The organism is Paenibacillus sp. NEAU-GSW1 (genome assembly GCF_009737085.1).
GTDB lineage: Bacteria > Bacillota > Bacilli > Paenibacillales > Paenibacillaceae > Pristimantibacillus.
On the sequence record NZ_WOVL01000010.1, the window covers coordinates 43883 to 55807 of the forward strand.

General features: G+C 51.5%; 10 protein-coding genes. 1 reads left to right on the forward strand and 9 read right to left on the reverse strand.

Annotated features, from left to right (window positions below; translation table 11 throughout):
* Positions 1–121: 121 nt before the first annotated feature.
* The 8 genes from carB to lspA form a co-directional block, all read right to left on the reverse strand.
* The gene (gene carB / locus GOM71_RS09525) at positions 122–3343 is read right to left on the reverse strand and encodes a carbamoyl-phosphate synthase large subunit (RefSeq protein WP_156280319.1); all 3222 of its coding nucleotides are present in this window, start codon (positions 3341–3343) and stop codon (positions 122–124) included.
* Positions 3330–4475: a carbamoyl phosphate synthase small subunit gene (locus tag GOM71_RS09530; protein ID WP_156280322.1), complete on the reverse strand. Its 1146-nt coding sequence runs from the start codon at positions 4473–4475 to the stop codon at positions 3330–3332. The genes carB and GOM71_RS09530 overlap by 14 nt, the downstream gene beginning before the upstream one ends.
* 35 nt (positions 4476–4510) lie before the next feature.
* A complete protein-coding gene (locus GOM71_RS09535) occupies positions 4511–5803 on the reverse strand; it encodes a dihydroorotase (protein WP_156280324.1) in 1293 nt (430 codons plus the stop codon).
* A 29-nt stretch (positions 5804–5832) separates the two neighbouring features.
* Entirely contained in the window at positions 5833–6732 is a 900-nt protein-coding gene (locus GOM71_RS09540; protein ID WP_156280326.1) for an aspartate carbamoyltransferase catalytic subunit, read from the reverse strand.
* Positions 6729–7307, reverse strand: coding sequence for a bifunctional pyr operon transcriptional regulator/uracil phosphoribosyltransferase PyrR (pyrR, locus tag GOM71_RS09545; RefSeq protein WP_156280328.1), 579 nt, complete (start codon positions 7305–7307; stop codon positions 6729–6731). Before pyrR ends, GOM71_RS09540 begins: the two co-directional genes overlap by 4 nt.
* 341 nt (positions 7308–7648) lie before the next feature.
* Complete coding sequence (locus GOM71_RS09550) at positions 7649–8884, reverse strand: LL-diaminopimelate aminotransferase (RefSeq protein WP_156280330.1); 1236 nt, start codon at positions 8882–8884, stop codon at positions 7649–7651.
* Positions 8885–9053: 169 nt separating this feature from the next.
* Positions 9054–10013, reverse strand: a complete 960-nt coding sequence (locus GOM71_RS09555) for an RluA family pseudouridine synthase (protein ID WP_156280332.1) — start codon at positions 10011–10013, stop codon at positions 9054–9056.
* Positions 9994–10518 carry a signal peptidase II gene (gene lspA, locus GOM71_RS09560; protein WP_156280334.1) on the reverse strand — a complete coding sequence of 175 codons (525 nt, stop codon included), beginning with the start codon at positions 10516–10518 and terminating at the stop codon, positions 9994–9996. Before lspA ends, GOM71_RS09555 begins: the two co-directional genes overlap by 20 nt.
* A gap of 211 nt (positions 10519–10729) precedes the next feature.
* On the opposite strand from lspA, the gene GOM71_RS09565 reads away from it, so the two are divergent.
* On the forward strand, positions 10730–11455 hold the full coding sequence (locus tag GOM71_RS09565; RefSeq protein ID WP_156280336.1) for a TraR/DksA C4-type zinc finger protein: 726 nt from the start codon (positions 10730–10732) through the stop codon (positions 11453–11455).
* Positions 11456–11497: 42 nt separating this feature from the next.
* Here the strand turns inward: GOM71_RS09565 and GOM71_RS09570 are convergent, their stop codons facing one another.
* On the reverse strand, positions 11498–11830 hold the full coding sequence (locus GOM71_RS09570; RefSeq protein ID WP_156280338.1) for a DUF5665 domain-containing protein: 333 nt from the start codon (positions 11828–11830) through the stop codon (positions 11498–11500).
* Positions 11831–11925 lie beyond the last annotated feature (95 nt).

The window sequence follows — 11925 nt, forward strand, 5'->3', positions numbered from 1 at the left end:
TGCCCTTCTGTTTTTTTTACTCATTTTGCCCGAAATAAACGGCCATCCGCCGGCCTCGCGGTCCGGAGCTTGTCTGCCCCAGACCGCGAAGCGCTGGCGCTGGCCGTGCTTTCGCTTGCTATTATTTTGGTTGCAGTACTGGCATTGGACGGGAGGAGAAGTTAATCGTCTCAAGCATCCGAAGCAGAGCGCGAACCGTATCCAGAGAGGTCATACATACGACGCCGTTCTCTACCGCTTCGCGGCGAATACGGAAGCCGTCGCGCTCAGGCGTTTTGCCTTTCGTCAGCGTGTTGACTACGAAATGCGCTTCGCCTTCGCGAATTAGGTCGAGAATGTTAGGCGTGCCTTCGCTCAGCTTGTTCACGCGGCGTACGCGCAGTCCAGCAGCTTCAAGCGTGTCGGCAGTGCCGCCAGTCGCGATGATTTTGTAGCCCAGATCATAGAAGCCGCGAAGCAGTTCAGTCGCTTCTTCTTTATCTTTATCCGCTACAGTTGCGATAATCGCGCCCGTCATCGGAATTTTCATGCCTGCGCCGATGAGACCTTTGTACAGCGCTTTTGCGTATTGCTCGTCGCGGCCCATAACCTCGCCGGTCGATTTCATTTCCGGCGTCAGCGTCGGGTCGACGCGGCGCAGCTTAGCGAAGGAGAATACCGGCACTTTAACCGATACATAGCTGTCTTCCGGCCACAAGCCGTCCACATAGCCGAGATCGGCAAGCTTCGTGCCAAGGATCGATTTCGTCGCCAGGTTCGCCATCGGCAGGTTCGTTACTTTGCTCAAGAACGGTACCGTACGGGACGAACGCGGGTTAACTTCGATTACATATACTTGTTCGTTATGGATAACGAATTGGATGTTAACCAGGCCGATTACTTTCAATTCTTTCGCAATTTTCACCGTAATGTCGATGATTTGCGATTTGATATCATCGGAGAGCGATTGCGGCGGATATACCGCGATCGAGTCGCCGGAGTGAACGCCTGCGCGCTCGATATGTTCCATAATGCCCGGAATCAATACCGTTTCGCCGTCGCAGATTGCGTCCACTTCAGCTTCTTTGCCGAGCATGTAACGGTCGATCAGAACCGGATGCTCCGGATTGATTTTAACCGCGACTTCCATGTAGCTCAGAAGCTCTTCATCGGAGTAGACGATTTCCATCGCGCGTCCGCCAAGGACGTACGAAGGACGAACCAGTACCGGGTAGCCGAGTTTTTGCGCTGTTTCTACCGCTTGGTCAACCGAAGTTACCGTGCTGCCTTCAGGCTGCGCGATGTTCAGCTTGCGAAGCAAAGCTTCGAATTTTTTGCGGTCTTCCGCTGTGTCGATCGACTCCAGATCGGAACCGAGGATGCGAATGCCCGCTTTCGTCAATGGCGCAGCAAGGTTGATTGCCGTTTGACCGCCGAATTGAACGATAACGCCGATTGGCTTCTCTTGCTCGATTACGTTCATAACGTCTTCGAAGAAGAGCGGCTCGAAGTACAGACGGTCGGATGTGCTGAAGTCCGTCGATACGGTTTCCGGGTTATTGTTAATGATAACCGCTTCATAGCCGGCGTTTTGGATCGCCCAAACCGCATGGACAGTGGAGTAGTCGAACTCGATGCCTTGGCCGATACGGATCGGACCGGAACCAAGCACAAGCACTTTCTCTTTGCTCGATTCCGTTACTTCGTTTTCAACCTCATATGTCGAGTAGTAGTACGGCGTAGTCGCTTCGAACTCGGCTGCGCAAGTATCTACCATTTTGTATACAGGTGTAATGCTAAGCTCTTTACGGAACGCGCGAATGTCATGCTCGTTCGTGTGGCTGCCGTTCGGGAACCCTTCGCTGCGGATTTCCGCAATCGAACGGTCGGAGAAGCCTTTGCGTTTCGCTTCATAAAGCGTTTCGCGCGACAACGCGACTTCGCGGCGAATACGGTCTTCGAATTGAACGATCGATTCGATGCGGTCAAGGAACCACCAGTCGATCTTCGTAATGTCTTGAATTTCTTGCAGCTTGTAGCCGCGGCGGAACGCTTCCGCTACGAGGAACATCCGCTCGTCGTCCGGCTTCGCAAGGCGAGTGCGCAGCACTTCATCCTCAAGGCCTGCCGCATCTTTCAAGTGCAGGCGGTGCGTGCCGATCTCAAGCGAACGAACCGCTTTGTGAATCGACTCTTCGAACGTGCGTCCGATTGCCATTACTTCGCCTGTCGCTTTCATCTGCGTGCCGAGCTTGCGGTTCGCGTTAACGAACTTGTCGAACGGCCAGCGCGGAATTTTCGATACGATGTAGTCAAGCGTTGGCTCGAACATCGCGTAGGTTTGGCCTGTAACCGGGTTAACGATTTCGTCAAGCGTGTATCCGATCGCGATTTTTGCAGCCATTTTAGCAATCGGGTAACCCGTTGCTTTGGAAGCCAGCGCCGACGAACGGCTTACGCGCGGGTTAACCTCGATAACATAGTATTGGAAGCTGTGCGGATCCAGCGCGAACTGTACGTTACAGCCGCCTTCGATGTTCAAGGCGCGAATGATTTTAAGCGATGCGGAACGAAGCATTTGATACTCGCGGTCCGACAGCGTTTGGGATGGCGCTACAACGATACTGTCGCCAGTGTGGACGCCAACCGGGTCGAAGTTTTCCATGTTGCAGACAACGATACAGTTGTCGTTCGCATCACGCATAACTTCATACTCGACTTCTTTCATGCCTGCGATCGATTTCTCGATCAAGCATTGGCTGATTGGGCTGTAACGAATACCCGATGCTACGATTTCGCGAAGCTCTTCTTCGCTTCCGCAAATGCCGCCGCCTGTGCCGCCAAGCGTGTACGCAGGGCGAACGATGATCGGGTAGCCGATTTCGTTAGCAAAGTCTACCGCTTCTTCAACCGTTGTAACGATAACGCTCTCCGGTACCGGCTGCTCAAGCTCGCGCATCAGATCGCGGAACAAGTCGCGGTCTTCCGCTTTTTCAATCGCTGTCAGCTGAGTGCCAAGCAGCTTTACATTCTCAGCTTCAAGCACGCCTGCGCGCGCCAGCTCTACGGCCATGTTCAAGCCAGTTTGGCCGCCGAGCGTCGGCAGCAAGCCGTCTGGACGCTCTTGGCGAATGATTTGCGATACGAAATCAAGCGTAATCGGCTCGATGTATACTTTGTCCGCCATATTCGTGTCGGTCATAATCGTTGCCGGGTTGCTGTTGATGAGGATAACCTCATAGCCTTCTTCCTTCAACGCTTGGCAAGCTTGTGTGCCGGCGTAATCGAATTCCGCCGCTTGTCCGATGACGATCGGGCCGGAGCCGATTACGAGAATTTTTTTGAGTTCATTATTTTTGGGCATACTGAAGCTCTCCTTTCAACGTTGCCGCAAGCACAGCTTGGCGAGGTTTCTGCGGGTTGTTCTTTTTATGCGTACGGATCATTTCAAGGAACTCATCGAACAAGTAGCTGGAGTCAAATGGACCAGGAGCCGCTTCCGGATGGTATTGAACCGTAAACGCCGGATACTTGTTATGCTTAAGACCTTCGATCGTTTTATCATTGTTGTTGATATGCGTAACGGACAGTTCCGTATTTTTAATCGAATCTTCAAGTACGGTGTAGCCGTGGTTTTGCGAAGTAATGTAGCATTTGTTCGTCGCCAGCTCTTTAACCGGGTGGTTGCCGCCGCGATGGCCGAATTTCAGGCGAGTCGTGTCAGCGCCGCAAGCAAGAGCAAACAGCTGGTGTCCAAGGCAGATACCGAAGATCGGATATTCGCCAAGCAATTCTTTAATCATTTTGACCGCGTAAGGAACGTCTTTCGGGTCCCCAGGGCCGTTGGACAATTGAATGCCGTCCGGAGCAAGCTTGCGGATTTCGTCAGCTGTTGTGTCATGAGGCACAACAACGACGTCGCAGCCGCGTTGCGTAAGCTCGCGCAGAATGCCGCTTTTCGCGCCGAAGTCAACAAGGACGATGCGTTCGCCGTTGCCAGGGCTCGAGAAAATGTCTTTAGTCGATGTACGCGCTACTTGATCCGTGAACAACGGCGTCGAGCCAAGACGCTCTGTCAGCTCTTCAATACGCTCGTTGCCAGTTGTCAGAATGCCCTTCATCGTGCCATGCTGGCGCAGAATGCGAGTCAGCATGCGAGTGTCGATATCGCTAATGCCTGGAATATTGTATTCCTTGAGCAGCTGGCCCAGTGAATATTGAGCGCGCCAGTTGCTTGGCACCGGCTCGTGGCGGCGTACGACAAAACCGTGAATGTTCGGGCGAACCGATTCGAAATCGTCGCGGGAAATGCCGTAGTTGCCTACCAGCGGATACGTCATTGTAACGATTTGTCCGCAGTAGGACGGGTCGGAAATAACCTCTTGATAGCCTGTAATACCGGTATTAAAAACGACCTCACCCAACGTTTGCGTTTCCGCGCCGAAGGAAAGTCCCGTAAACAACGTTCCGTCTTCCAACAATAATCTTGCTTGCATCCGTATCACTCCTCAGGTCCTCGTTTGTTCTTCTATTAATTAGCGGCTTCGTTATAAACAACTTTGCCGTTAACGATCGTAGCTACCGGCCAGCCTTGCAGCTTCCAGCCGCCGAATGGCGTATTGTTGCTTCTCGATGCGAACGTCGACGGATCAACCGCGCGCTCGCAGTCCAGATCGATAATCGTCAGATCGGCAGGCGCGCCTTCTTCCAAGCGGCCCGTAGGCAGACGGAATACGCGAGCCGGGTCAGCCGTCATGCGCTTCAGCAGGAAGCCCAGCGTCCATTTGCCGGTCAGTACGAATTTCGTGTAGAGCAGCGGGAATGCCGTTTCAAAGCCGACGATTCCGAATGGCGCAAGCTGCATGCCGCGCGCTTTCTCTTCTGCGCTATGCGGCGCATGATCGGTTACGACCATGTCGATCGTGCCGTCTTCAAGCGCTTCGATAACCGATTGCACATCACGCGGCGTGCGAAGCGGCGGGTTCATTTTCCAGTTTGCGTCCATACCCGGAATATCCTCGTCCGACAGCACCAGATGATGCGGGCAAACTTCAGCCGTAATCTTAACGCCGATCGACTTCGCAAGGCGAATGAGTCGAACCGATTGTTCTGTGCTGACATGGCACACATGGTAATGTACGCCTGTCGCTTCAGCCAGCAGCGCGTCGCGGCCGACATGAATCGCTTCGGATTCGTTCGGGATGCCTTTCAAGCCATTTTTACGGGCGAATTCGCCTTCGCTTACGAACAATCCCTCAACGAGCGTATTGTCTTCGCAGTGCGCGATGATCGGCATATCCATCGATTGCGCCAGCGTCATCGCGTCTTTCATCATTTGCGCGCTTTGTACGCCAACGCCATCATCCGTAAAGCCGATCGCTCCCGCTTCCTTCAAAGCGGCGAAGTCGGTCAGCTCGCGGCCAAGCTGGTTTTTAGTAATCGCTGCGTACGGCAATACGCGAACGACACCCTCGTTTTCATTTTTGTCCAAAATATATTTAACCGTCTCCGGCGTATCTACTGCAGGTCTTGTGTTCGGCATGCAGGCGATTGTCGTAAAGCCGCCTTTCGCCGCGGAACGCGTCCCTGTTGCGATATCCTCTTTATATTCAAAGCCCGGGTCGCGCAAATGGACGTGCATATCGATAAAGCCTGCGGACAACAGCTTGCCGGCCGCATTAATGACCTCTGCGCTGCCGGTTTCCGGCGTTTGCTCACCAGCTGCTATTTCAGCGATTTTGCCGTCTTCCAGTCGAACATTCACTTTGCGAAGTCCGCCAGAGGCTTCGTCCCATACGCTACCGTTAATAATCCATAATGACATTGTTTGTTCCCCCTCCGGAATTATTCGTATTAGCTTAGTGCCCGTTCTACAACGGCCATCCGAATCGGTACGCCATTTTCCATTTGCGGGAAGATGCGTGATTGCGGATGCTCGACAATCTCATCGTCGATTTCGACTCCGCGGTTAATTGGCGCCGGGTGCATGATAATCGCATGGCTAGCAATTTGCGCAGCGCGCTCTGCCGTCAAGCCGAACTGTTCCCGGTAGCTCTCCGCCGAGTTCAGCTTGCCGCTTTCATGGCGCTCAAGCTGTACGCGGAGCATCATAACCACATCTGCTTTGATCGCTTCCTCAATCGAGATGTAAGGCACGTCCAGCTCAGGCGCCTTCATATTGTCCGGCGAGCAGAAGCTTACGTTCGCGCCGAATTTACGGAGCGCATACAGATTCGAACGCGCCACGCGGCTGTGCTGTACGTCGCCGATAATGGAGACGTTCAAGCCGTTTAAGCTTCCGAATTGCTTGCGCATCGTGTACAGATCAAGCAGCGCTTGCGTCGGATGCTCGTTATTGCCGTCGCCGGCATTAATGAGCGGCACTTTGATTTTCGTGGCAAGATCCGCCAGTACGCCGATCGGTTTCAGCCGGATAATGCCGACGTCAATCCCCATCGATTCGAGCGTACGAACCGTATCGTAAATCGATTCGCCCTTTTGCACGCTGGATACAGCGGCCGAGAAGTTCAGCACCTCAGCGCCGAGCCGCTTTTCCGCTACTTCGAACGAGAACCGCGTTCTCGTACTGTTCTCAAAAAACATATTGGCTGCGAATTTGCCTTGCATGACGGAGTGCACTTTATTCGGGTGCTGCTCCCAGTAAGCCGCGCGGTCCAAAATCGCTTCGATTTCATCTTTCCCAAGATCCTTCAAACCGAGCAAACTCCGTTGTTTCAATTGTGTCAGCGTCATCCGGCTTGCCCCCTTTGATTAATTATTGTTACTTGATCTTGGCTGTCGATTTCCTTAAGTGATACTGCAATCTGCTCCTGCTTGGATGTCGGAACGTTCTTGCCGACAAAGTCGGGTCGGATCGGCAATTCCCGATGGCCTCTGTCGACCAGAACAGCCAGCTGAATCGACTGCGGCCTGCCGCAATCCATAAGCGCGTCCATCGCGGCGCGTATCGTTCGACCGGTGTAGAGCACATCGTCGAACAAGATCACTTTCTTATCCTGCACGCTGAACCCAACGCCGTCGCCCAAATCGCCAAATGCTGCCGATAGTTCGACATCCGTACTGACTGCAACCGCTTTGCGATCGTCCCGATAGGAGGTTATGTCCAAATCCCGGACCTCAACCGGCTTGCCTTCAATGTCTCGAATACGGTCGGCAATTCGTCTTGCGAAATAAATGCCTCTTGTCCGAATGCCGATCAGAACGCAATTGTCTATCCCTTTGTTCTTCTCGACAATCTCGTGGGCTATGCGCGTCAGCGCTCTGCGGATTGCCGTTTCATCCATAATGACCAGATGCTCTTCTTCCATTGTTCAAGCGGCCTCCCATCTGTTCGATCGTTTCGTTATCAGATGCGTTGCGCAAGGCGGGCATAAAAAAACTCCTTGCGTGTACGCAAGGAGAGTGAGACCAGATAACTATAGAGAGCCGACTTTGCCTCTGCGTCCCAGCAGGACACAGTTCGACAAAAAGCTCGATTCCATAGTTGTTTGATCTGTTATTCACGCTACCTTGCCAGCCTCACGGGGCTGATTTAAAGGTACTGCTTTTATCAAAGAGAATTATCCCACGTTCGACAAAAGAAGTCAAGTCATCCGAGTAACAAAAAACGTTCCGGCACGGCGTTAGCCTAACCGGAACGTTGCTTTTATTACAGGGACAGGTTGCGAATCCGTTCAACCGCTTTTTCCGTATTTTCGCGGCTGCCGAATGCGGTCAGACGGAAGTAGCCTTGGCCGCTTTGGCCGAAGCCGACGCCTGGCGTGCCGACAATGTTCGCTTCCGACAGAAGCTTGTCGAAGAATGCCCACGAATCAAGGCCGTTCGGCGTTTTCAACCAAATGTACGGAGCATTTACGCCGCCGAACACTTCAAGGCCGATCGAAGCGAGGCCTTCGCGGATGATGCGAGCATTTGTCATGTAGTAGTCAACCAACGCTGCGATTTGCTCTTTGCCCTCTGGGGAGTAGATAGCAGCTGCGCCGCGTTGCGTTACATACGATACGCCGTTGAATTTCGTTGTATGGCGGCGATTCCACAGATCGTTGATGATGACTTCATTACCGTTCGCATCCAAGCCTTTCAGATCGCGAGGAACGACAGTGTATGCGCAGCGAACGCCGGTAAAGCCCGCTGTTTTGGAGAAGCTGCGGAATTCGATCGCGACTTCGCGAGCGCCTTCAATCTCATAGATCGAATGCGGAACGTCCTCTTCTTGAATGAACGCTTCATATGCCGAATCATACAGGATGATGCAGTTGTTCTCTTTCGCGTAGTCGACCCATTTCTTCAGCTCTTCTTTCGACAGCGTCATACCCGTCGGGTTGTTCGGGTAGCAAAGATAAATGATGTCGACTTTGCGGTCTGGAAGGCTTGGTTTGAAGTCGTTCTCTGCCGTGCACTCCAGGTAAGCAATATTTTCATAACGGTTCGTTTCTTTATTGAACTTGCCGGAACGGCCCGCCATAACGTTCGTGTCCACATAAACCGGATATACAGGGTCTTGCACGGCAACGATGCTGTTCTCGCTGAAAATTTCTTGAATGTTGCCGACGTCGCATTTGGAACCGTCGCTCACGAACACTTCATTCATTTGAATGTCAATGCCGCGCGCTTTATAGTCGTTCTCGATAATAGCCGAAATCAGAAAGTCATAGCCTTGCTCCGGGCCATAACCGCGGAAGGAACCTGGTACAGCCAGCTCGTCCACTGCCGCGTGCATCGCTTTCGTGACCGCTTCAGGCAAGCCGCGCGTTACGTCGCCAATGCCGAGGCTAATAATTTCCGCATTCGGGTTTTCTTGAATAAATTTGTTGCGGCGTTTTGCAATTTCGGAGAACAAGTAGCTGCCTTGCAGCTCCAAATAATTATGATTGATATTGGTCATGAGAGGTTCACCTATCCTTATCTATTGTTATTTCCTTTTGCAACAGCTTTTAGCTTTAGAATAGTACACTTTGCAGGTCGAAATAATGAATAATATAACGAAATGTTTGCATTATTACGCAAAACCCGCAAGCCAAGCTGAATGAGGTCAGCCCGGTGCGGGTTTTTGCTTAGCGCAAACGAAGTGAATTGAGCACATGCTCCATATCAGCCGGAATTGGCGCTTCGAATTGCATATATTCGTTTGTACGCGGATGGGTGAAGCCAAGAAGCGCGGCGTGCAGCGCTTGTCCGTTCAGGGCAACCGTCTTGCTCCTGCCGTAAACCGGATCGCCGGCAAGCGGATGTCCGATATATTTCATATGAACGCGAATTTGATGTGTTCTGCCTGTCTCGAGCTGAAGCTCAACCAGAGTATAATCTCCGCCTAATCGTTCAAGAACGACAAAATGCGTGACCGCATGCTTGCTGTTGCGGTCTGTAACAGTGAACATTTTGCGATCATTCAAATCTCTGCCGATTGGAGCGTCAATCGTCCCTTGATCATGCTGCAAATTGCCGTGTACGAGCGCAATATATTTTCGAGTTACCGTATGCGCCTTTAACTGCTCGGCAAGAGACAGATGCGCAAGATCGTTTTTAGCCGCCATGAGCAGGCCTGACGTATCTTTGTCGATACGATGCACGATGCCCGGACGCAGCATGCCGTTTATGCCGGAGAGATCGTTGCAATGATGCATTAAAGCGTTTACGACCGTTCCGGAATAATGGCCCGGCGCCGGATGAACAACCATGCCGCGCGGCTTATTGATGACGATAACATCGCTGTCTTCGTATGCAATATCGAGCGGAATCGGCTCCGCAGTGATCGCCGCATCGGCCGGCTCCGGCACACGGACGACTACCTTATCGCCAGCGGACAGTTTATAATTCGATTTTACAGCTGCGTCATTGACCGTAACAGCCCCCGACTTAATCCATTCCTGCACCTGAGTACGGGAAACAGCCGCATCGTTAACGCTGTCCGTCACATATTTATCAATCCGCTCCCCGGATTGTTCCGGCAGTGCGATAAGTTCGATTAATTCTTCTTGTTCCAATTCATTATCATTATACTGGTTGCTGCTCATGCCCGTTATGTTCCTTGTCCTCTCCTTGACTTGCCTTGTTGTTTTGTTCTTCCTTCGCCGACAGCAATGTATCGATCAGAATAAGCGCGACACCGACACAAATGGCCGAATCCGCCACATTAAAAATCGGGAACGTATAGCTGCCGAAATTAAACATTAAGAAATCGACAACCTCGCCATACAGCGCGCGGTCAAGAAAATTGCCGAAGGCTCCGCCCAATACAAGCCCGAGTCCGGTTAACAGCCATCCTTTGCCCGAATTGCGGTTCGCATGGGTATACCAGATGATGGCGGCGACAATGACCGTTGTGATGATAATAAAAAAGACTCGCTGCTCTTGCAAAATACCGAAAGCAGCTCCGCGGTTCCGATGCGAAGTAATAAGAAAGAAATTGCCGATCACGCTAATTAATTCATTCAGTTCAAGCTGGGTCGCGATAATCTTCTTCGTTATGTAGTCGATCACAAACACGATTACTGCAATCCAATAGTAGTAAAAACGCATCGTATCCCTCCTAGTTTGTCCCAAGCTATTGTAGCATAACAGCTTTGGGCGAGCCAGTCTCCCCTATATTCCCCATTGACTTCTTTTGCGAGAAAACCGCTGCAGAAGCCTGCAAATAAGCCGCTCGAAAACGGATAAATTGTTATGCGGTTAAAATCACGCCTTCGGCGAAAACTACATTACAGTCATTGAGAAAGGAAGGTGTATCGTAATGACGATTTCCAAAGAGCGGCAAGAGCAGCTTCGTCTTCAACTGGAAACCGAAAAACAAGACATCGAAAACCGCATTCGGCAAAATGATCATGACGGACTCGGTTCAAATCTGCGCGACGGCACCGGCGAGCTGTCGTCGATCGACAATCATCCTGCCGACGTCGGCACTGAACTGTTCGAGCGAGGCAAAGATATTGCACTGCTGGAACAGGAAGAAATGCATTTGTCTCGCATCGACGCGGCGCTTCAAGCAATGAATAACGGCACATACGGCCAATGCCGCATTTGCGGCGACGATATTCCGGAAGAAAGGCTTGAAGCTTTGCCCGACAGTCTGTATTGCCTTCAGCATTCGCCTCGCCAGAACATTTCAACCGACCGTCCGGTAGAAGAAGCTTTGCTCGCTCCTCCGTTCGGCAGAACGAATTTGGATGAGCATGATTCCTACAACGGATTTGACGGCGAAGACGCCTGGCAGATTGTCGAGCAATGGGGCAACGCAGATTCGCCTGCCATGTCCGAAAACCCTGACGCGGACGACTATAAGCATATCGGAACAGAAGCAGAAGAAAACGACGGATTCGTCGAATCACTTGAAAGCTTCCTGGCAACGGACATTACCGGCCGCCATGTACAGGTCGTTCGCAACCGCCAATACCGCAATTATTTGGAAAATGGCGAAGGCGATCATTGGCTCGAAGAAGAAGAGAACGAACCTTATTAAAGGAATAAAGCGACGCGAACAACTATGATGTTCGCGTCGTTTTTAATAGGTTTTGCCTTCGAGCTGAATTTGCACGATACGCACAATATCCGCAATGTAATCCCCGATAATCGGCAGGTTGAGCGCGCCTAATATTTGCAGCACATAAAGGATGGTCGCTGCAAAAAACGTAAAGCCGATTGCGATTCCAACGCCTCTTGCCGTTCCCGCTAATACATTCCGCCAAATAAGCTTAAACGGATGATGGACAAGATCGACATAATCGGCGATTTGCGATTTTTCCATGTCGATGGCTATTTTATTGAGCAGCTCTTGCACTTTATTGAGCTCTTTTTCAATATTCACATGCTCTTTATGATCTTTATGTTCCTTCATGCGGCAACCTCCTTAAGCATATAGAAAGGAAAAACGAGGCCTTGCTTAGAAGGCGCTCGTTTATTGTTTTCCTTATACTATTACCTCAATTGCCG